The sequence below is a fragment of the Romboutsia sp. genome (assembly GCF_056995035.1).
This window is the reverse complement of the sequence record NZ_JBXKIW010000093.1, coordinates 23644-46671: the sequence shown is the minus strand read 5'-3', so window position 1 is coordinate 46671 and position 23028 is coordinate 23644. Positions and strand designations below refer to the sequence as shown.

At 28.8% G+C, this 23028-nt stretch carries 20 protein-coding genes and 1 other annotated feature; of the genes, 18 read left to right on the top strand and 2 right to left on the bottom strand.

The window, feature by feature from the left end:
- From AC11VW_RS14930 to AC11VW_RS14915, 4 genes are all read left to right on the top strand, one after another.
- Positions 1 to 821, top strand: an 821-nt coding sequence (locus tag AC11VW_RS14930) for a uridine kinase family protein (RefSeq protein ID WP_484302227.1), incomplete at its 5' end; no start/stop codon positions are given.
- A gap of 96 nt (positions 822 to 917) precedes the next feature.
- Positions 918 to 1835: a glutaminase A gene (gene glsA / locus AC11VW_RS14925; protein ID WP_484302226.1), complete on the top strand. Its 918-nt coding sequence runs from the start codon at positions 918 to 920 to the stop codon at positions 1833 to 1835.
- An 80-nt stretch (positions 1836 to 1915) separates the two neighbouring features.
- A complete protein-coding gene (locus AC11VW_RS14920) occupies positions 1916 to 2482 on the top strand; it encodes a helix-turn-helix domain-containing protein (protein ID WP_484302225.1) in 567 nt (188 codons plus the stop codon).
- 92 nt (positions 2483 to 2574) lie between these two features.
- Positions 2575 to 3414: a deoxyribonuclease IV gene (locus tag AC11VW_RS14915; protein WP_484302224.1), complete on the top strand. Its 840-nt coding sequence runs from the start codon at positions 2575 to 2577 to the stop codon at positions 3412 to 3414.
- Between the two features lie 194 nt (positions 3415 to 3608).
- Here AC11VW_RS14915 and AC11VW_RS14910 read toward each other — a convergent pair whose 3' ends face one another.
- The gene (locus AC11VW_RS14910; RefSeq protein ID WP_484302223.1) at positions 3609 to 4016 is read right to left on the bottom strand and encodes a RusA family crossover junction endodeoxyribonuclease; all 408 of its coding nucleotides are present in this window, start codon (positions 4014 to 4016) and stop codon (positions 3609 to 3611) included.
- A gap of 64 nt (positions 4017 to 4080) precedes the next feature.
- Between AC11VW_RS14910 and queG the strand changes: the two genes are divergently transcribed.
- From queG to thrS, 13 genes are all read left to right on the top strand, one after another.
- A complete protein-coding gene (queG, locus tag AC11VW_RS14905) occupies positions 4081 to 4989 on the top strand; it encodes a tRNA epoxyqueuosine(34) reductase QueG (protein ID WP_484302222.1) in 909 nt (302 codons plus the stop codon).
- A gap of 100 nt (positions 4990 to 5089) precedes the next feature.
- The gene (locus tag AC11VW_RS14900; RefSeq protein WP_484302221.1) at positions 5090 to 7336 is read left to right on the top strand and encodes a Lon protease family protein; all 2247 of its coding nucleotides are present in this window, start codon (positions 5090 to 5092) and stop codon (positions 7334 to 7336) included.
- A gap of 230 nt (positions 7337 to 7566) precedes the next feature.
- A complete protein-coding gene (nth, locus tag AC11VW_RS14895; protein WP_484302220.1) occupies positions 7567 to 8211 on the top strand; it encodes an endonuclease III in 645 nt (214 codons plus the stop codon).
- Positions 8198 to 9556: a VanW family protein gene (locus AC11VW_RS14890; RefSeq protein WP_484302219.1), complete on the top strand. Its 1359-nt coding sequence runs from the start codon at positions 8198 to 8200 to the stop codon at positions 9554 to 9556. The genes nth and AC11VW_RS14890 overlap by 14 nt, the downstream gene beginning before the upstream one ends.
- Before the next feature lie 219 nt (positions 9557 to 9775).
- Positions 9776 to 10246 (top strand): tRNA (uridine(34)/cytosine(34)/5-carboxymethylaminomethyluridine(34)-2'-O)-methyltransferase TrmL, encoded by a 471-nt coding sequence (trmL, locus tag AC11VW_RS14885; protein ID WP_484302218.1) that lies wholly within the window; start codon positions 9776 to 9778, stop codon positions 10244 to 10246.
- Positions 10247 to 10290: 44 nt separating this feature from the next.
- Positions 10291 to 11139, top strand: coding sequence for a DegV family protein (locus AC11VW_RS14880; protein WP_484302217.1), 849 nt, complete (start codon positions 10291 to 10293; stop codon positions 11137 to 11139).
- A gap of 234 nt (positions 11140 to 11373) precedes the next feature.
- Positions 11374 to 12423 carry a BMP family lipoprotein gene (locus AC11VW_RS14875; protein ID WP_484302216.1) on the top strand — a complete coding sequence of 350 codons (1050 nt, stop codon included), beginning with the start codon at positions 11374 to 11376 and terminating at the stop codon, positions 12421 to 12423.
- A 469-nt stretch (positions 12424 to 12892) separates the two neighbouring features.
- Positions 12893 to 14461: an ABC transporter ATP-binding protein gene (locus AC11VW_RS14870; protein ID WP_484302215.1), complete on the top strand. Its 1569-nt coding sequence runs from the start codon at positions 12893 to 12895 to the stop codon at positions 14459 to 14461.
- Positions 14454 to 15545 (top strand): ABC transporter permease, encoded by a 1092-nt coding sequence (locus AC11VW_RS14865; protein ID WP_484302214.1) that lies wholly within the window; start codon positions 14454 to 14456, stop codon positions 15543 to 15545. The genes AC11VW_RS14870 and AC11VW_RS14865 overlap by 8 nt, the downstream gene beginning before the upstream one ends.
- On the top strand, positions 15545 to 16480 hold the full coding sequence (locus AC11VW_RS14860) for an ABC transporter permease (protein ID WP_484302213.1): 936 nt from the start codon (positions 15545 to 15547) through the stop codon (positions 16478 to 16480). Before AC11VW_RS14865 ends, AC11VW_RS14860 begins: the two co-directional genes overlap by 1 nt.
- 221 nt (positions 16481 to 16701) lie before the next feature.
- Positions 16702 to 17505 carry a sporulation protein YtxC gene (ytxC, locus tag AC11VW_RS14855; RefSeq protein WP_484302212.1) on the top strand — a complete coding sequence of 268 codons (804 nt, stop codon included), beginning with the start codon at positions 16702 to 16704 and terminating at the stop codon, positions 17503 to 17505.
- A gap of 144 nt (positions 17506 to 17649) precedes the next feature.
- Positions 17650 to 18252 (top strand): DUF445 domain-containing protein, encoded by a 603-nt coding sequence (locus tag AC11VW_RS14850; RefSeq protein ID WP_484302211.1) that lies wholly within the window; start codon positions 17650 to 17652, stop codon positions 18250 to 18252.
- Between the two features lie 54 nt (positions 18253 to 18306).
- Positions 18307 to 18535: a binding site (T-box leader), on the top strand.
- Positions 18536 to 18607: 72 nt separating this feature from the next.
- Complete coding sequence (gene thrS / locus AC11VW_RS14845) at positions 18608 to 20527, top strand: threonine--tRNA ligase (RefSeq protein WP_484302210.1); 1920 nt, start codon at positions 18608 to 18610, stop codon at positions 20525 to 20527.
- Positions 20528 to 20624: 97 nt separating this feature from the next.
- Here the strand turns inward: thrS and AC11VW_RS14840 are convergent, their stop codons facing one another.
- The gene (locus tag AC11VW_RS14840) at positions 20625 to 22028 is read right to left on the bottom strand and encodes an ATP-dependent metallopeptidase FtsH/Yme1/Tma family protein (protein ID WP_484302209.1); all 1404 of its coding nucleotides are present in this window, start codon (positions 22026 to 22028) and stop codon (positions 20625 to 20627) included.
- Between the two features lie 466 nt (positions 22029 to 22494).
- On the opposite strand from AC11VW_RS14840, the gene infC reads away from it, so the two are divergent.
- Complete coding sequence (infC, locus tag AC11VW_RS14835) at positions 22495 to 23004, top strand: translation initiation factor IF-3 (protein WP_484302230.1); 510 nt, start codon at positions 22495 to 22497, stop codon at positions 23002 to 23004.
- Positions 23005 to 23028 lie beyond the last annotated feature (24 nt).

Here is a 23028-nt window from a genome sequence, read left to right as displayed (position 1 = left end):
AAATAAAAGAAAAAGAAAAAAGAGTAATACTAATTGCTGCGCCATCTTCGTCAGGGAAAACTAGCTTTGCTCATAGGTTATCTATACATCTTAGAGTTAATAATTTAAACCCAGTATCTATATCTTTAGATGATTATTTTGTTAATAGAGACGATACTCCTTTAGACGAATTTGGAAATTTTGACTTTGAATCTATATATGCTATAGATCTAGATAGATTTAATAAAGATTTAAAAAATTTATTAGATGGAAAAGAAATAAGTTTACCAAAGTTTAACTTTAAATTAGGAATAAGAGAAGAAACAGGTAGAAAATTAAAAATACAAGAAAATCAACCTATAATATTAGAAGGTATACATGGATTAAATCCAATTTTAACAGCATCTATACCTGATAAAGATAAATTTAAGATATATATAAGTGCTCTTACTCAAATAAATTTAGATGATCATAATAGAATACCAACGACTGATTTAAGGCTAATAAGAAGAATGGTTAGAGACTATAACTTTAGAGGCTATAGTGCAGAAAAGACAATAATGCAATGGGAATCCGTAAGACGTGGAGAAAAGAAGAATATATTCCCTTATCAAGAAGAAGCGGATGTAATATTTAATTCAGCCTGTGTATATGAATTATCAGTTTTAAAACAATATGCAAAACCATTGTTAGAAGAAATCGGAATAGAAAATCCAACATATATAGAAGCAAATAGGCTTCTAAAATTTCTTCAGTATTTTACTGAATTAAAGGACACATCAGACATACCTTCTACATCAATATTAAGAGAATTTATAGGTGGCAGTAAAATAGTAGATTAAGTATATAGAAAAGTCCTGATATTGACAGAATGTCAGGACTTTATGTATTATGTAATTAGTATATGATTAGAAATATAACTAAATAAGGGGGTACATATGGAAAAGATACTCAAAGAGGTATTAGACATAAATAGAAAATATATAAATTATGGGCAAGTAGCCAGTTATATACCAGAATTAAAAAATGCGCGAAGAGATGATTTAGGAATATGTATAATAGATAAAGATAACAACTTATATAAAATGGGAGATTGTGATACTAAATTTACAATACAAAGTATTTCAAAACCTATAGTACTTGCGATGGCTCTAATGGATAATGAATGGAAATATGTTTTTTCAAAAGTTGGAATGGAACCAAGTGGAGATCCATTTAACTCTATAATGAAGCTAGAGACAAATGATACAAAGAAACCATGTAATCCTATGATAAATGCTGGGGCTATAGTAACAACATCATTAATAAAAGGAGCTAGTCCTCAAGAAAAAGAAGAGAGAATGTTAAAGTTTTTTAGACGATTGACTAAAAATGATAATATAGGAATTAATTATGATGTGTATGAATCAGAGAAGATGAGTGGAGATAGAAACAGAGCTATGGCATATCTCCTTAAGAATGATGGATTTATTACAGGTAATGTAGAAGATGTATTAGATTTATATTTTAAGCAGTGTTCTATAGAGATAGATGCAGTCGATTTAGCAAGAATAGGTATGAATCTTGCATCTTATGGAATTGATATAGAGAATGGTGAAAGAGTAATAAGTGAAAGAGTATCTAGAATGGTAAAGACTTTTATGATTACATGCGGCATGTATGATGCATCCGGAGAATTTGCTATAAAGGTTGGAATACCTGCTAAATCAGGAGTTGGTGGTGGGATAATGGCATCAGTTCCAAATAGGATGGGTATAGGAGTTTATGGACCAGCTTTAGATAAAAAGGGAAATAGTATTGCAGGTGTAAAAATGTTAGAAGACTTATCACATGAGCTAGATTTAAATATATTCTAAATTATAGAATTTTTTGACAACTATGAATGGTTAATATATAATTAAACTACAATGAAATAATTTTTTATAGGGGTGGGGGAATGAAACAGGTACTTGTGTTGAGAGATTTAGAATGTATAAAAGCTATTGCACATCCTAGAAGAATCGATATTTTAAAAACATTTGATAAATCGCCATTGTCAGCTAAACAATTATCGCAATTGTTAGATGAGCCTCATGCTAAAATTAACTATCATATAAAAACACTTTATAAGGTAGGAATTTTAGAATTAGTAGAAGAAAAAATAAAGTCAGGAATAGTAGAGAAGTATTACTACCCAAAAGCAAAAAACATAGTAATAGGAAAGAATGTACTTGATTTTTCTTTAAATACTGAACAAGAAGAAGATGTAGTATGCATATCTAAATTCGAAAACATGAGCGAACTGTTTTATCATGCAGCAGAAGAAGAAAGACTGTCAGAAGAAAGTGTTATTGATTATCATCAAGTCTCTTTAACTATGGACGAAATTAAAGAGTTAAATGATACTATGAAATCAAAAATAGGGGAAATTTTAAAATCGAGACAAAATGGTGAAGTAGATGAAAAATATGAGATAGTTCTATTAACTATACCAATGTTACAAAAAGAAGCTTTAAACATATAATAAGTATCAACATTTGTTGATATTTATTTTTTTGGGTATAATTAAGCTATAGAGATTATCATTTAATATAAAAGACACAGGGAGGATAAGAGATGCTTATAATAGGACCACATATTTCTATAGCTAAAGGATATGCAAAGGCAGCTGAGACTGCTGTAGAAATAGGAGCAAATACATTTCAATTTTTTAGTAGGAACCCAAGAGGAGGAAATTCTAAAGAATTTGTTGAAAAAGATATAGAAAAATTTCAAAAAATAAGAAAAGAAAATAACTTTGGAGCTTTATTAGCTCATGCGCCTTATACTATGAATTTAGGAGGAGCAAAAGATGATGTTTATGAATTTGCAAGAAAGATAATAAAGGAAGATATAGAAAGAATGGATTTTTTAGGGATTGAATATATGTGTTTTCATCCAGGAAGTCATGTGGGTGGAGGAATTGACTTTGGAATAGAGAGAATTAGTACAGCTCTTAATGAAGCTATAAAAGGGGATGAAAATATAACGCTACTTCTTGAAACTATGTCTGGAAAAGGAACAGAAATAGGATTTGATTTTGAGCATCTAAAACGAATAATGGATAATGTACAACATAGTGAGAGAATAGGAGTATGCTTAGATACTTGCCACATTTTTTCAGCTGGATATGATATAGTAAATAATTTAGATGGGGTTTTAGAAGAATTTGATGAAATTATTGGATTAGATAAACTAAAGGCGATCCATCTTAATGATAGTATGATGGCTTTTGGAGATAAAAAAGATAGACATTCTGTAATAGGAGAAGGTAAAATAGGATTAGAGGCAATAATTAATTTTATGACACATCCAAGTCTAAACCACCTTCCATTTTTCTTAGAAACACCACTTGAAGATGAAGGACATAAGAGAGAAATAAAAATGATAAGAGAAATATTGAATAGCGAAGGATAAAGGATAATGCCTATATAAACTTCCAATTAGAGAGATATTAAAAGACGTATTATCAAAAATTGATTAGTATAGAATTATAAAATTTAAAATAGAGAATAATAAAAAGAACTTAAGTTACTATAGAATGATTATTATATAGTGAAAATTAAGTTCTCTTCATATGTAGATAATATTAAACTTTAATCATCAAGATTTTACTTTTTTAAAGATATATTATAAGATACATCATACTGTGAAATTGGATAAAGTTCTATTTCTACACGTGGATTTTCTTTATCTATAAAATCGAATAATAAAACAGGTTTAAGTTGTTTATCATTTTTGATAATACCACTTTTCTCAATACCATCACATATACTTTTAGGGTAGTTATGTAAATCACCCATACGTTTATCAGGGAAATATAACTTTAGTACCATGATTAAATCTTCGACAATAATATCTCCTTGATATTGTTGATTTATGAAACCTGCAATCATATTTTCATAAGCTAGATATTTAGAATGTTTACCTGTTGATGGCATCCATGCTTGACCATGAACATTGTGAAGCTTGAAGTTAGATTTACTTATAGGTCTACCTGGGATTGTTAACTTAACCAAATTATCACCATCCTTACACTTTAGTTATTATAAAACTAATAAAGAATTAATGAAAGGATATTTTATGAATAAGAATAAATTAAAAGAATTTTGTAAATCGATAGGATTGAAATGTGTAGGAATAGCAGGTGTTGGACCATATAATACGCTAGAAAAAATAATAAAGCATAGACTGTTAAATGGACATGTAACGGGAATGGAGGAACAAATACTAGAAAATAGAATAAATGCAAAGCATATAATGGAAGATGCAAAATCTATAATAGTTTGTGCGTTTCCGTATTATATAGGAGAAAAAGAAAATTCAAATTTATCAAAGTATTGTTATGGTAAAGACTACCATATAGTAGCAAAAGATATCTTACAAACAATCTGTAATTATTTAGTTACAGAAATAAATGGATTTGAATATAAAATATTTGTTGATAATGGACCTCTAGTAGATAGACACCTAGCATATTTATCAGGGATAGGATATTTTGGGATAAATAACAACATAATAACAGATGAATATGGTTCGTATGTATTTATAGGTTATATTATAAATAATTACGAGTTTCATTCTGACGAACCTTTACCAAAAACATGTATAAAATGTGGAAAGTGTGTAGAATATTGTCCGGGAAATGCTCTTTTAGGAAGTTTTGAAATGAACCCCAAAAGGTGTTTATCATATTTAACTCAAAAAAAAGAGGAACTATCAGAAGAAGAATTAAAAATATTAAAAAGTGGTGATAAAGTGTTTGGATGTGATATATGCCAAGATATATGTCCTCATAATAGACATATTTTAAAGACTAATATACAAGAATTTATGGAAAATATAATAAATAGATTAGACTATAATGAGATTAGTGATATATCAAACAAAGAATTTAAAAGAAGATATGGAGATAGAGCTTTTAGTTGGAGAGGTAAAAATATAATAAAAAGAAACATGGAATTGTTAAATAAGGAGTCTGATGGCGAATAAGTCAAAGACTTCTTTTTATTTGTATGAATTTCAAAATTAAATCAACATATACAAGCTATTATACATAGAATATATAAAATGAAAGTAATGGGGGGAGTTTATGTTAAGATATAATAACACATCTGAAATAGAACCTCTAGAAAGTATATTAGGTCAAAAAAGAGCAATTGAGGCTATGGAGATAGGATTGAAAATTGATAATCCTGCATATAACATATACTTAGCAGGAGAATCAGGAACAGGTAAAACGACATATGCGATTAAAGCCTTGAAGAAATATGCATCTGAAAAGAGTATACATAAGGATTGGTGTTATGTATATAACTTTGAACAACCTAGAGAGCCTGTTGCTATTGGATTAGAAAAAGGAATAGGAAAGGGATTTAAAAAGGATATTGAAAAACTTATAGAAACACTTTTGGATGAGTTAAAGGATACATTTGAAAGTGAAGATTTTGAAATAGGTAAAAACCAACTTATTGAGGAATATGAAATAGAAAAAGATATTTTATTGAAAAAAATTAAAAAATATGGAGAAGAAAAAGGATTTAAATTAAAAAATAGTAAAGTAGGGATGGTATTTGTACCTATAGAGGAAAAAAAGGACGAAAGTAAAGATGAAGATGAAGTTGATGATGAATTCTATAAAGTAAAAAGAGATTTAGAGAATATGGCAATTCAAGTAGTATATAAAATAAGAGATTTAGAAGATGAAGCAAAGGAAGCATTACTAGATTTAGAAGAAGAAGTAGCTAAGTTTGTAATTGATCCGCACATACAAACTTTAGCTGAAAAATATAAGGAATATGACAAGGTAAAAACATACTTATCAAACATGAGAAAGGATATATTAGAGTATGTTTATTTATTTTATATGGATGAAGAGGAATTAAAAGATAAGTATGATAAAGATCATTTCTTAAAATATAAAGTAAATTTATTTGTTGATAATGGTACAGATAAAGATAATTCATCAGCACCTATAATTGTTGAAATGAATCCAAGCCCAACAAATTTATTTGGTAAGGCAGAATATGATTACTATAATGGTAATGTAAAGACAGACTTTACTAAACTTATTCCAGGTGCGGTTCATAAGGCAAATGGAGGATATTTAGTTTTATATGTAGACCAATTATTAAAATATGGATTATCGTGGGATATGTTAAAGAGAACAATACAGTCTAGAAAGATAGGGGTAGATACTCAGACGTCTATAAAACCAGAAAGTATCCCAATAGATACAAAGGTAATATTGATAGGTAATAACTATATGTATAATTTATTATATAACTACGATCCTGACTTTAGCAAATACTTCAAAATATTTGTTGATTTTGATGATGAGATGGATAAGAATGAAACAAATGAAGATGGAATAGCTAGATTTATAGCATTACAATGTAATAAAAATAATCTTAAGCATTTTACCTATGCCGCTGTTGAAGAAGTTATTAAATTTAGTACTAAAATAGCTGGAGATAATTATAAACTTTCTACCCAATTTAATAAAATTTTAGAAATAGTTGTAGAAGGAGATGCATATGCAACAATTAGGGATGTTGAATATATTGATAAAGAAGATATTAAAAAAGCAGTAAATGAAAGAAGAAAAAGATTAAGTAGAATAGAACATAAGATGGATGAGTCATTAGAAAAGGGATTCACTCTAATTGAAATTCAGGGAAAAAGAGTAGGAGTTATAAATGGATTATCTGTATTAAATATGGGAGAATATTCATTTGGTAGACCATCAAGAATAACGGTAACTACAAGTCCAGGTAATAAGGGTATAGTTAATATAGAAAGAGAAGTAAATATGAGTGGCCCTATACACAATAAAGGAGTATTAATCTTAGGTGGATATATAGCAGAAAAGTTTGCACAGGAATTTCCTCTATCTCTAAATGCATATATTTGCTTTGAACAAAATTATGGAGGAATAGATGGAGATAGCGCAACTGGAGCTGAACTATATGCATTAATATCATCACTAAGTAAAATACCTTTGAAACAGGATATAGCTGTAACAGGCTCGATGAATCAAAAAGGAGAAATACAAGTTGTTGGAGGTATAACTGAAAAAGTAGAAGGATTTTACTCAGCATGCAAGATAAAGGGGCTAAGTGGTAACCAAGGAGTCATAATACCTAAAAATAATAGTAGAAATTTAGTTTTATCAGATGAAGTAAATGAAGCAATTAAAAATGGTGAATTTAAAATTTATACAGTTGAAAGAATAGAAGAGGCACTTGAAATTTTAATGGATATGAAATTTGAGGAAATTAAAAAAGTAACAGTCGAAAGATTATATGAATTTAGTAAAATGCAAAGAGAGTTAAAATAATAGTTTTAGTGGATAATTTAATGGGTAAAATATAAAAAGAAAGCAAGAACAATATAGTTTTTTGCTTTCTTTTTATATGAAAATAAATTAATAACAAAATTTTATGTAAATTTTATCTAAGAAGGTTAAATAAGAAAAACTTACATAATTATGATAAGAATAGTTTGTTATATATTATTGAATATGATAGATAATATAGTAATAAGATAAATTAAAAGGGGGATATTATCATGAAGAATATTAACAAAATATTAGATGTATTAGAGGATACTTATCCAGATGCGCAATGTGAGCTAAATTATACGACTCCATTTGAACTTTTGATAGCTACAATATTGTCTGCACAGTGTACAGATGTTAGAGTAAATAAAGTTACAGAAGTATTATTTAAAAAGTATAATACACCTCAAGCTTTCTCAAAATTAAGTATAGAAGAGATTAGTGAAGAAATAAAAAGTTGTGGGCTATATAAAAGTAAAGCTGAAAATATAAAAGTAACTTCAGGAATGCTGTGCGAAATTTATAAAGGAAAAGTACCAAATACACTAGAAGAATTAACTAAATTACCTGGAGTTGGTAGGAAAACAGCAAATGTAGTATTGAGCAATGCATTTAATCAAGAGGCTATGGCAGTTGACACCCATGTATTTAGAGTTGCTAATAGAATTGGAATAGTTCATACGCAGACTCCAGAAAAAACAGAATTTGCACTAATGGAAGCTATACCTAAAAATAGATGGTCTCATTCTCACCATCTCCTAATTTTTCATGGAAGGAGGATGTGTAAAGCTAGAAAGCCAAAATGTAGCATGTGCCCTATAAAAAATGATTGTAGTTACTATAAAGAAGGGAATGACAAAAGTGAGACGACTTAAGTTAATATCGATAGCATTGTCAGTAGGAATCTTTTTTTTAGGAAATGTAAATATAGTACAAGCTAATACTAAAGAAGGCAAAATATATAAAAATATCTCAATAGAAAATATTGATGTATCTGATTTAACTAAAAATGAAGCGAAAATTAAAGTCGAAGAATTTGTAAATAATAATAGTAAAATTAAATTTTTATGCAATAATAAAATTTATAATTTAGACATAAGAGATATTGGTGTGGTTTATAAAATAAAAGAAAGTGTAGAAGAATCATACAAGATAGGTAGAAATCAAAATATAATTTCTAATATAAGGACAAAAATAAATTTAAAATATAGAGAACCTATTATAGTTGATATAGAGAAAACCTATGATGAAGATAAAGTAAATAAATATATTAATTATATACAAGAAGATATAAAAAAAGAACCTGTAAATGCAACTATTAAATTAGAAAATTGTAATTTGATTTATGGACAAGAACAGTTTGGAGTAAAGTTAGACACAAATGAATTTAAAAAGATTATAATAAATAAAATTGAAAATATAGATTGTTACAATGAAGTTAAAGTTCCTACAATAGATATTAAGCCTAAATATATATATGATGATTTGTCTAAGATAAATACAGTTTTAGGTACTTATGAAACGTATTTTAATCATAAGACCTATAATAGAGTCAGTAATATCAAGGTAGCCGCAAGTGCTACAAATAATATAGTATTAAATCCATCTGAAGAGTTTTCATTTAATTCATATGTAGAAGTGAGAGAAGTACAAGCTAAGTTTAAAAATGCTCCAGTTATAATAAATGGAGAGTTAAAAGAAGGATTAGGAGGTGGAATATGCCAAGTATCAAGTACTCTATATAATGCATCTCTTTATGCAGGGCTTCAAATTACCAATGTTAGAAATCACAGTATTCCTAGCCCTTATGTATCGAAAGGAAGAGATGCTACTATTTCTACAGGAGATATAGATTTAAGATTTAAAAATAACTTTAGGAAACCTATATTTATTACTCAACAAGTATATGAAGATAGAATAGTTTCTACAATTTATGGAGATAAAGAATATAAAAAAGATATTGAAATAGTAACTGAATTAATTGAATCTGTTCCGCACAAAGTAAAAATAAAAAGTAGTAACAAACTATATGAAGGAGAAAAGAGTATATCTCAAAAAGGAAGAAATGGCTATAAAGTAAATACTTTTAGAACATATAAAGGAAATGGTGAGGTAGTTAAAGAACTCATAAGAGAGAATTATTACCCTCCTATGGATAAAATAGTGATATATGGAACCAAAAAAAAGGAAAGTAATAATTTTAATACAAATATTATATAAGGACTAAAATCTCCTATTTACACAAGTTTAGATAGGAGATTTTAATGCTTAATGTATATAGATATAAATAAGTTTTAATAAAGTAAGTTTTTAGAAAAGTAATTTTCTGTTATAATTATATTTGAGAAATATTAGAATATAAAATAATTAGACATTACATATTTAAATTGTACTAAAAAAATAAACGCAATTATGTATAAGATCATAAGGAGGATGGATATGGCATTAAATGTAGTCTTAGTAGAACCGGAAATACCTCAAAATACTGGAAATATAATAAGAACATGCGCAGCTACAGGAACAATATTACACCTAGTAAGACCATTAGGTTTTTCACTTGAGGATAAATATTTAAAAAGAAGTGGACTTGATTATTGGGATTTAGCAAATATACAATATTATGACAGTTATGAAGAAGTGGTTGAAAAAAATCCAAATGGAAAGTTCTTTTTCTCAACTACAAAAGTTGATCAATCACATTCAGATGTAGAATTTGTTGACAACTCATTTATAGTGTTCGGAAAAGAAACAAAAGGATTGCCGGAGACATTAATAAAAGAGAATTTGGAAACTTGTATGAGAATACCTATGATAAATGTTGAAAAGGCTAGATCACTGAATTTATCAAATTCAGTTGCCATAGTTGTATATGAAGCATTAAGACAATTAGGCTATCCTAATATGAGATAATCCCAATTATCCTAAGCATAGTTTAATGAGGGGGGGATTTTATAATGGAAAATTTAAAAATAATATGCGATAGTTTATCGGATATACCTAAAGAATTAATTGATAAATATGATATAGAAGTGGTACCGCTGACGGTTATATTAGATGGAAAAGAATATAAAGACGGTATTGATATATCTAATGATGAGTTTTATAAAATACTTAGAAATCAAAATGAATACCCAAAGACTTCTCAAGCTACATATGCTCAATTTAAAGAAGTTTTTGAAAAGTATGTAAATGACGGTAGAAAGATACTTTATATAGCAGGGTCATCAGTAGCTACAGGAACATACCAAAGTGCAGTTATGGCTAAAAATGATATAAATGGCGAGATATACACTTATGATTCTCAAGCATTTTCTTATGTAATAGGAATATTAGTTGTTAAAGCAGCAGAACTTGCAGAACAAGGAAAAGATATAAATGAAATATTAGATGAAATAGAAAAATTAAGAGAAAAGACTTATGTTTTATTCTCAGTAGATACGTTAGAATATTTACAAAAAGGTGGAAGAATATCTTCTACTAAAGCTGCTATAGGTGGTATATTAAATATAAAACCAATACTAGATATAAGAGATGGATTAGTTGCTCCAATATGTCAAGTTAGAGGAAAGAAAAATGTTATATCAAAGATGATAGATTTAGTAAAAGAAAACTGTGGAACAAATTTAACTGACCAAGTTATATGCATAGGATATAGTGATGACTTTAAAGAAAAAGATAAGTTAACAGAGGTAGTTAAAGAACAGTTTAATCCTAAAGGAATATTATATTTTCAAATAGGTACATGTGTAGGTTCACATGCAGGACCGGGTTTAACCGCTATTATATGTTTAAAAAATAAATAGTATGTCATATTTCAAAAAGACCTTCTAGTTTTGAAGGTCTTTTTAAAACAATCATATATGAATTGATTTTTAAATATATGTTTATAATAAAAAATGTACATTATATATTTAAAATTTCTATATATGATATAAAAAATATAATATATTTTGCTATAAAAGAAATTATATATAGAAAAAAATTAGAAAATGATGTAAAATACAATTAACAAATAAGAAATTATTAGGAGGAGACTTATGAAACTTAAAAAATTATTAACAGTAGGTTTAGTGACTGTTATGAGTGCTAGCATGTTGGTTGGATGTAAATCTGATTCAAAATCAGATACATCTAAAAGTGCTGATGAGGAAAAGGTATTCAAGATAGCTATGGTAACTGATACAGGTGGAGTAAATGATGAATCATTTAATCAATCTTCATGGGCAGGGTTAGAAAAGATAGAAAAAGAGTACGGAAAAGATAAGGTTCAAGTTAAATACTTAGAATCTAAGCAAGATGCGGACTATGTTCCAAATGTTGAAACATTAGTTGATGAAGATACTGATTTAATAATAGGTGTAGGATTTAAATTAGCAGATTCAATAGAAGAAGCAGCAAAAAACTATCCAGATCAACAATTTGCTCTTATAGATGCAGCTTATCCAAAACAACCTGAAAATGTAACTTCTTTATTATTTGAAGACAACGTATCATCTTACTTAACAGGATTAATAGCTGGAAAAATGACAGAAACTAATAAAGTTGGATTCATAGGTGGTATGAAAGGTGAAGTTATAGACAGATTCGATTACGGATTTAGAGCAGGAGTTGAAGAAGCTAATCCAAATGCTAAAGTTATGGTTCAATATGCAAATAGTTTCTCAGATTCAGCATTAGGAAAGTCTATAGCTAATCAAATGAACAAAGATGGAGCTGATATAATATTCTCTGCTGCAGGAGCAGTTGGTATAGGTGCTATAGAAGCTGCTAAAGAAAATGGTAAAAAAGCTATAGGTGTTGACCAAGATCAAAATAAGTTAGCTCCAGAAAACATAATAACTTCAGCAATGAAGAATATAGATGTTGCTGTATTCAACTTATCAAAAACTGTGATAGACGGTAAATATGAAGGTGGAAAAGTTATAGTTAATACATTAGATATGGGTGGGGTTGGTATAGCTCCAACTAGTGATAAGAATGTACCTCCAGATGTTTTAGAATATGTTCAAGCAGAAGCTGAAAAGATTAAAGCTGGAGACATAAAAATTCCTCAAAATGAAAAAGAATATAATGAATTAAAAAAATAATATATAATAAATGAAACAGTAAATAAAAATAAGCTATCCTAGATATAGGGTAGCTTGTTTTTATATTATGAAAAATATAATCAAGAGCATTAATTATGATAATAAATAATTAGTTAAATGATTTATTGACCTCAAAATATAAGTATATAAGAATGACTATAATTAACATAGTAAGCTAGTTAGTATATAATAAAATTATTCGAAAGAGTTGTTATAATTACATAAAAAACAGTCATTTTAATTATTATACAGTACAATATTTTGATAGGTTTTGGAAAGAATAATAATATTAAATTTTAAAGTTAAAGGCATTAGAACCATAAAAATATATTACTTAAATTAACTAAATGACAAAAAACAACAAAAAATAACTTTTTTTTGGAAAACGTTTAAAATGGTTTGTTATACAGATTATATTTTAGTATAATAAAAATACTGAATATTAAATTAAGGAGGGTAAGAAAGGGCGATGAATAATAGTAATATCGACTACAGTCAAAAAGTTGTAGAAATGAAAAAGATAACTAAAATGTTCGGAAATTTTGTTGCGAATGATAACATAGACTTGATTGTACATAAAGGTGAAGTACATGCTCTTTTAGGTGAGAATGGGGCAGGAAAATCTACTCTAATGAACATACTATATGGTTTATATAATCAAACATCAGGTGAGATTAATATAAATGGAAAATTAGTAAAGATGGATAATCCTAATGTTGCAATATCAAACGGTATAGGAATGGTACATCAACATTTCATGTTAGTTCAACCTTTTACAGTGGCTCAAAACATAATACTTGGTACTGAGCCAATGAAGGGTATTGGAGCTGTAGATATTAAAAAAGCAGTAGAAGATGTTAATGCATTATCAGAAAAGTATGGATTATACGTTGATGCAAACGCGAAGATAGAAGATATAACAGTTGGTATGCAACAAAGAGTTGAGATACTAAAAGCATTATACAGAGGCGCAGAAATATTAATACTTGACGAACCAACAGCAGTTCTTACACCACAGGAAATTCAAGAACTTATACAAATAATAAGAAACTTAACTAAAGAAGGTAAGTCTGTAATAATAATAACTCATAAATTAAAAGAAATAAAAGCAGCAGCTGATTATTGTACTATAATAAGAAGAGGAAAGTACATTGATACTGTAAAAGTTTCTGAAGTTAGTGAAGACGACTTGGCAGCTATGATGGTTGGAAGAGAAGTAAACTTCAAAGTTGATAAAGTAGAAGCTAAACCAGAAGAGGTAGTTTTAGAAATAAAGGATTTAACAGTTAAAGATAACAGAAAAATATCGGTAGTAGATGGATTATCATTAGATGTAAAAGCTGGTGAGATACTAGGTGTTGCGGGTATAGATGGAAATGGGCAGTCTGAATTAGTAGAAGCTTTAACAGGACTTAGAAAAGCTCAATCTGGAAGCATAAAGATAAATGGACAAGAAGTTTTAAATAAAAACCCGAAAGAAGTATTTAATAGCGGTATAAAAAATATACCAGAGGATAGACATAAGAGAGGGTTAATATTAGATTTCTCTGTAGCAGAAAATACAGTTTTACAAAACTATAAAGATCCTAGATTCTCTAAAAATGGAATCTTAAATAAAGAAGCAATTGATAAATATGCAGAAGCTATAGTAGAAAGATTTGATGTAAGACCTACAGATCATACAACTAAAGCTAGATCTTTATCTGGGGGAAATCAACAAAAGGTTATAATAGGTAGAGAAGTTGACAATATAGAAATTTCAAGAGCGGCTACAGGCCAAGCTCAACTATTAATAGCAACTCAACCAACAAGAGGATTAGATGTTGGAGCGATAGAGTTCGTACATAAATCGCTAATTAAACAAAGGGATGAAGGAAATGCTGTACTTTTAGTATCCTTAGAATTAGATGAAGTTATGAACGTATCAGATAGAATAGCAGTAATATATGAAGGAAAAATAGTAGGAATTATGGATGCAAAAGATGCAGATGAGAATACATTAGGACTTATGATGGCTGGAGGTGAAGAAAATGAGTAATAAAGCAAATAAGAAGAAAATATCTTTAGCTGATAGTCCGGTATTATTTTCTTTAATATCCATAGTATTAGGTTTATTAGTTGGTGCAATAGCATTGATAATAGCTGGATTTAATCCAATAGAGGCTTATTCAGCAATGATAGAAGGTATATTTGGAAAACCGAAGTTTATTGCATGGACTATAATAAGATCTACTCCACTTATATTAACAGGTCTTTCTATTGCATTTGCATTTAAGACAGGTCTATTCAATATAGGGGCAGAAGGTCAATTTATAATAGGAGCATTAGTTGCTACTATAGTAGGAGTTGGAGTCCAATTACCTCCTTTTATTCATATACCATTTACACTTTTAATGGCAGCATTAAGTGGAGCTGTATGGGGTGGATTTGCAGGTTGGTTAAAATCTAAGTTTGGAATAAACGAAGTTATAGCAACTATAATGCTCAACTGGATTGCTTTTTATCTAAGTAATTTTATTATAAAGACTACAAGGTTAGCTAGACCCAACAGTGAGGCTTCAGCAAGCATAAATGAATCAGCAAGTATAGGAATAGATTGGATGACTACATTAGTAGGACCTGCCACTAAAGTTAACTGGGGTATAATTATATCTATAATATTTGTTTTAATAATAGCTTTTGTATTGTTCAAAACAACTCTAGGGTTTGAGTTAAGAGGGGTTGGATACAACAAATATGGAGCAGAATATGGTGGTATAAATGTTAATTCATCAGTATTAAAGTCTATGGCAATAGCAGGTTTACTTGCAGGTATAGCAGGAGCTATACAAGTTATGGGGGTATCTCATAATATAACAATACTTGCAGCCCAAGAAGGGTATGGTTTTGATGGTATAGCCGTTGCATTAATAGCTAATAGTAATCCAATAGGAGTTATATTCTCAGGACTATTATTCGGGGCATTTAAATATGGTGGAACTAAGATGCAAGCTGTAGGTGCACCTTCAGAGGTAATAAATATAGTTATAGGGTCTATAGTTTACTTTATAGCTTTAAGCAGTGTTTTAAGAATGTTATATGTAAAAATGAGAGATAAAAAAAATAAAGGGGGCAATGTATAATGGAAGATTTAGCTTTAATTATTAGTACCACTTTAATGTATTCTACACCCCTTATATTTGCAGCATTAGGTGGAGTATTTTCAGAGAATTCAGGTATAGTTAACATAGGCATTGAAGGTATGATGACTATAGGTGCTTTTGCAGGTGCAGCAGCAGGTATTATTATAGGTAACCCTTGGATATCGTTTATAATAGGTGGATTAGCAGGTGGTGTATTTGCACTTATACATGCGGTTGCAACTGTAAGCTTTAATGCAGACCATACTATATCAGGGGTTGCAATAAACTTATTAGCTCCTGGAGTAGCATTATTTGCATCTAAAATAATGTTCGATGGTGCAACTATGACACCAACAATACCAATGGAAAATAAGATACCAAGACCATTAAATGGAGTATTTTCGTCTGGTAGTGTATTAGATACAATATTTAATTCATATGCAACAGTATTTTTAGCATTTATATTAGTTGCAGTTGTATGGTATGTATTATACAAAACTAGATTCGGTCTTAGAGTAAGAGCAGTTGGAGAACATCCTGGTGCAGCGGATACGTTAGGTATAAATGTTGCTTTAACAAGATACTGTGCAGTTATAATATCTGGTATATTAGCAGGATTAGGAGGAGCTTCAATGAGTTTAGCTGTTGTTTCTTCATTTAGACCAACACTAATATCAGGGCAAGGATATATAGCTATAGCTGCAGTTATATTTGGTAAGTGGAGACCACAGTGGGCAATGGCAGCATGTTTACTATTTGGATTCTCTACAGCACTATCAGTATACTTTGGTAACCCAGAATTACCATTTAGCATAAATGAAAACTTATTATCAATGATACCATATATTGTTACATTGATAGCGTTAGTTCTTTTTGTTAAGAGTTCTAAAGCCCCAGCAGCACTTGGGAATCAATATAAAAAAGGTGAAAGATAAAAAAATGATAGCTTATGCTATCATTTTTTTTTGCTCATTTATAGATATATAATATGAATCAAATGAAAGGAATATAGAGATAATAAAAGTTATAGGATGTAATGAAAGAAAGTATTATTTAAGTATATAATCTAATAAAAAAAGATAGCTATTATTAAGTTATAAAAATTTATTATATTAATCTCTAGAGTTCCTATTATCATAAGAAAGGAGCGATTAATTTGATAATTAAAAATATTAGCATGACTTTATCACAGCAAGATAAAGCATATGCTATGAAATTTTTAAACAATAAGAATAACTTAAACAAAAAAGTAAAGTATGACGATGAAGTTATAGAAATAGAAATAACACCTAATGATAAAAACATAATAAATATAGAAGATATAACTGAAGAAATAGCTAATTTAATAATAAATATCATGAAAAATAAGTTATTAAGAGAATATATAACAAAAAAATATCGTGATTTATATTTAAATGATGAAGAAAAAATATACATACATTCTTTACAGCTATTTAAAGAAAAAGAATTATTAGTTAGAGAGAGTGTATATAAAAATGTATATAATTACATATTAAATAATGACTATATAAACTTAGAAGGTTTTTTGAAATTTAGAATGAAAGGCTTTATTAAGTACATATCCAATATAGGCGATATAGCTGTAGAAGAGTATATAATGAAAAGGGACCAAGATGAATTCATAAATGTTCTAAAGTATTTTATAGACATACAAGATGAAAAAATAGATTTATTGAGAGTTAATATAATGAAAGATAATTCATTTATATTGTATGATAAATATGGAAAAAAGATAAATAATATTGATGATGAAGAGATTATAAATATGGTAATACAGGAAAATTTAAATTATGAGGATTTCCTAATAAGTACATTGCTTACATTATGTCCTGGAAAAATAGAAATATTAGATGGATTAAACAATAATTCATCTAAAGGAATAACAGATACAATAAAGTCTATTTTTGGAGATAGAGTAACATCCATATATCAAAATTAAACAAAAATAAAGTTATATGATTAATATATTATTTTATATAATAAAAAATTACTTTTTAAAGTTTAATAAAAGCTTTATAATTATATAATGAATAGTTAAAAAACGAACTATACATATAATTATATTACACAAGGAGATTTTATTATGAATGATATATTAAAAATATTAATATCAGCGAGTATTGGTGGTATAATAGGCTACGTTACTAATGTTGTTGCTATTAAGCTAATATTTAGACCGATAGAACCTATTAAGATACCTATAATAAATAAAGAAATAATAGGATTAATACCAAAGAGAAAAGCTGAGATTGCTTTGAATATAGGTGAAGTAATTCAGGAAGAGTTTCTTTCATTAGATGAAATATTAGAAAACATAATCACAGAGGAAGATAAACAAAATGTAGTAGAATACATAAAGGTAAAAATTAAGGTTGTAGTAAATGAAAAAATGGCTTTTGCTCCTAGTGCAATAAAAAATCTTATACAAGGATACGTATCAGAGGTAATAGAAACAGAAATTAGACAAAGTATAGATGATTTAAGTGAAGACATAATAATTAAAGCAAATAAACGTATAAATATACAACAAATGGTAGAGAATAAGATTAATGAGTTAGATTTGTATGAACTAGAGCAAATAATACTTAGAATAGCAAAACAAGAATTAAAACATATAGAAATACTAGGGTTAGTACTAGGATTTATGATAGGTATAGTTCAAGGATTAATAATTATATTTATATAATATATTATGGTTGCGAGACATATAACTATCTGATATACTTATATTAAATTTAAAATAGTAGCTAAGAAGAGGACAAGTAAAGTAGAAACACTTTATCAGAGAGGATAGGCCACCGGCTGTAAGCTTATCTAAAGATGACTATTTGAAAACTACCTTGGAGCAGAATACTAGTAGCATACTTTAATATGTGAAACGATTCGGTTGACTACCTTACAGTCATCAAGAGGGTTGTATAAATATACGCCAACTTGGGTGGAACCGCGAATCAATACTCGTCCCAAATATATTATTTGGGTCGAGTTTTTTTATACAATTTTTTAATTATAAAATATAGATTATTTGAGGAGGAAAAACAATGATAAAAATTACTTTAAAAGATGGATCAGTAAAAGAGTTTGAAAGTGAAATTGCCGTGATAGAGATAGCTAAATCTATAAGTGAAGGCTTAGCTAGATCAGTCGTTGCAGCATCTGTAAATGGGGAAGTAGTAGGGCTAAACCACAAGGTATGTGAAGATTGTGAATTAAATTTATTTAAATTTGAAGATGTAGAAGGGAAAGATGTATTCAGACATACATCTGCACATATGCTAGCTCAAGCTATAAAGAGATTATATCCAGAGGCTAAGTTTGCAATAGGGCCAAGCATAGAGAATGGATTCTACTATGATATAGATTTAGAGCACAGATTGACAATGGAAGATTTAGAAAAAATAGAAAAAGAAATAAAGAAGATAGCTAAAGAAGATTTAGCAGTAGAAAGATATGAATTACCAAAAGAAGAAGCTTTAGCTTGGGCTAAAGAAAATGAAGAAATTTATAAAGTTGAACTTATAGAAGAATTACCAGAAGGAGAAATAATATCTTTCTATAAGCAAGGAGATTTCACTGATTTATGTAGAGGACCACATTTACCTTCAACTAAGAAGATTAAAGCAGTTAAGTTATTAAGTGTAGCAGGTGCTTACTGGCGTGGAGATGAGAAAAACAAAATGCTTCAAAGAATATATGGTATATCATTCGAAAAGAATAAAGATTTAGAAGAATACCTACATATATTAGAAGAAGCTAAAAAGAGAGACCATAGAAAATTAGGTAAAGAATTAGATTTATTCTTCATACCAGAAGAAGGCCCAGGATTCCCATTATTCTTACCAAAAGGTATGGAACTTAAGAATGAATTATTAAAGTTCTGGAGAGATATACACAGAGCAGATGGATATTCTGAGATAGAGACTCCAATAATATTAAACCAAAAATTATGGGAGACTTCAGGTCACTGGTATCACTATAAAGAAAATATGTACACAGTTAAAATAGATGAGCAAGATTTTGCTATAAAGCCAATGAACTGTCCAGGTTCAATGCTATACTATAAATCTAGCCCACATTCATACAGAGATTTCCCTATGAAAATTGCTGAGTTAGGTAGAGTTCATAGACATGAATTATCAGGAGCGTTACATGGATTAATGAGAGTTAGAGCATTCACTCAAGATGATGCACATATATTCATGTTACCAGAGCAGATAAAAGAGCAAATAAAAGGTGTTGTAAACCTAATAGATAGTATTTATAAGACTTTCGGATTCGAATATCACTTAGAATTATCTACAAGACCAGAAGATTCAATGGGTACAGATGAAGAGTGGGAAGTAGCAGAAAATGGATTAAGAGAAGCGTTAGAAGAATTAAACTTACCATATAAGTTAAATGAAGGCGATGGAGCATTCTACGGTCCTAAGATAGACTTCCACTTAAGAGATTGCATAGGAAGAACTTGGCAATGTGGAACTATACAATTAGATATGCAATTACCACAAAGATTTGATATAAGCTATGTAGGTCAAGATGGTGAAAAGCATAAACCAGTTATGATACACAGAGTTGCATTCGGAAGTATAGAAAGATTCATAGGAATATTAACAGAGCACTATGCTGGTAAATTCCCGGTTTGGTTAGCTCCAACTCAAGTTAGAATACTTCCTATATCAGATAAGTACAATGATTATGCTAATGAAGTTAAAAAAGCTTTATTTGCAAAAGGTATAAGAGTTGAAATAGATGATAGAGCAGAAAAGACTGGATTCAAGATAAGAGAAGCTCAACTTCAAAAAATACCATATATGGTAGTAGTAGGTGAAAAAGAAGCTTCTGAGAATAAGGTATCTGTAAGATCAAGGGATAATGGAGAAGTAGCAGACCTAGATTTAAATGAGTTCATGGCAACTGTATTAAAAGAAATAGAGGAAAGAGTAAATGTTATACAAGGATAGTAAATATGACACTTTAATATAAAATAAATAATCCTTATAGTCTTAAGACTATAAGGATTATTTATTTTATTGAATTTTTATATTTCATAATAATTGACTAGTTAACAAACTCTTTTGTTATTAAAGATTTTAGCTCATCATGTGTCATAGTTTCCTTATCAAATAGATGTTTTGAAACTACATGTAAGTCATTTATGTTATTTCTTAATAATTCTAGAGTTTCATTATAACAAGTCTCTACTATACTATTAGCTTCTTTTTGTACTTGCTCTGACATAAATGTTTTAATATTTCCATCTATAGTCATAAATCCTAAGTTGCTCATACCATATTCGCAAACCATTTGGTTAGCTATATCTGTAACTTTCTTTAAATCATCTTTAGCGCCAGTTGATTTATGATTAAATATTATTTCTTCTGATGCTTTTCCAGCTAGTAAAATCTTAATTTTTCCTGATAGCTCATCTTTAGTATATATATATCTATCTTCATCAGGTAATTGAAGTACATATCCTAAAGCTTGACCTCTTGGAATTATAGATATTTTTTGTATAGGACAAAGTCCAACTAAATTACTAACAAGAGCATGTCCTGCTTCGTGATAAGCTACTATTTTCTTTTCTTTTTCTACTAATACAGAGTTCTTAGATTCAAGCCCTGCAATGACCCTCTCGATTGCTTTATCAAAATGAATAGAAGTGATGACTTCACTACTATCTCTAACTGCAAATATAGCTGCTTCATTTGCAATATTTGAAAGATGAGCGCCATTAAAACCGTGAGTTTTTTTAGCTAAAAGTTCTAAATCTACAGATTTATCCACTGGTTTGTTTTTAGTATGAACTTTTAAAATTTCAAATCTAGTATGATAGTTAGGAGAACCTATGTGTATATGTCTGTCAAATCTTCCAGGTCTAAGAAGTGCTTCATCAAGTAAATCAAGTCTATTTGTAGCACCTACTATTATTACATTGGAATCCTTATTAAATCCATCCATTTCAACTAGAAGTTGATTTAATGTTTGATCCTTTTCGTTGTTACTTTCTAGATGTCTTTTTGCACCTATAGCATCTATTTCATCTATAAAGATTATGCTAGGAGCTTCTTTTCTCGCTTTTTCAAATAATGTTCTAACACGCTTAGCGCCTACACCTACGTATTTCTCAACAAACTCAGAGCCAGATACATTGAAGAAAGAGGAGTTAGTTTCTCCAGCTACAGCAGATGCAAGTAGCGTTTTTCCAGTACCAGGAGGTCCATAGAATAAAACTCCTTTAGGTATTTTTGCACCCATTTTTTGATATTTGTCTGGAGATTTCATGAAATCTACTATTTCAAAAAGCTCTTCTTTTACTTCTTCTAATCCAGCAACATCACAAAAATTAGTTTTTGGTTTAATAGAGCTAGAATCATCAGTAGGATTTTCTTTTTCCATTTTAGTTTGAGCAAATACAGGCACTGGTTTGTTAATTTTCTTGAAAAAATTGTTTAACATTTTCATAGCCATACACCTCAATAATAAAAATTGTTTATTAACTTTAATATTTCCATAGTTGTTAATATTTATTAACTAAAATTTTCCATAAACAACTTATAAACAAACCACAGATATCTAACATCTTTAATTATGACCAAAAACTAGTAAAATCATTACTAATAATATAAAAATTAGAAGATAAAAATATAGCAAAGAGGAAAAAATAGAATTTATAATACCAGTTTATAATAATTAATAAAAAAAATAAAAAATAGTTGCAAATATAATTAAATGGTGATATATTATATAAAGTAACTAATTAAAAAACGAAGAAGAAGTTCGCTTCTCACCTTACGATGGAAATTGTCTGGTAAATATAAGTTAAAGTTGTATATATATATACAAAACTTTTAAAATGTGGTAACTTATATAGCGGATGATTTAAATCATTCGCTTTTTATTTTTATAAAAATTTTGGAGGTGTCCTACCATTAGCAAAGAACAAGCAATCAATGAACAAATAAGAGATAAAGAGATAAGAGTTATCTCGGATAGTGGCGAACAACTTGGGGTAATGCCAACTAAAGAAGCTCAAGCAATGGCTGACAGCAAGAACTTAGATTTAGTAATGATATCACCTAATGCTAACCCACCAGTTTGTAAAATAATGGATTTAGGTAAGCATAAATATGAGCAAGCTAGAAAAGAAAAAGAATCTAAAAAAAATCAAAAGACTATAACTGTTAAAGAAGTTAGACTTAGACCAGGTATAGATACTAATGATTTAAATACTAAAGCTAATAATGCAATAAAATTCCTTCAAAAGGGAGATAAAGTTAAAGTTGAGCTTAGATTCAGAGGTAGAGAATTAGGACATAAAGACATAGGAAAACAAGTAATGCTTAAATTTATAGATATAGTAAAAGAGTTTGGTGAACCAACTAAAGCCCCAGCATTTGAGGGTAATAACATGGTTGTAATGATAGATCCAAAAAAATAGATGACCAACTGAGAGGAGGAAATT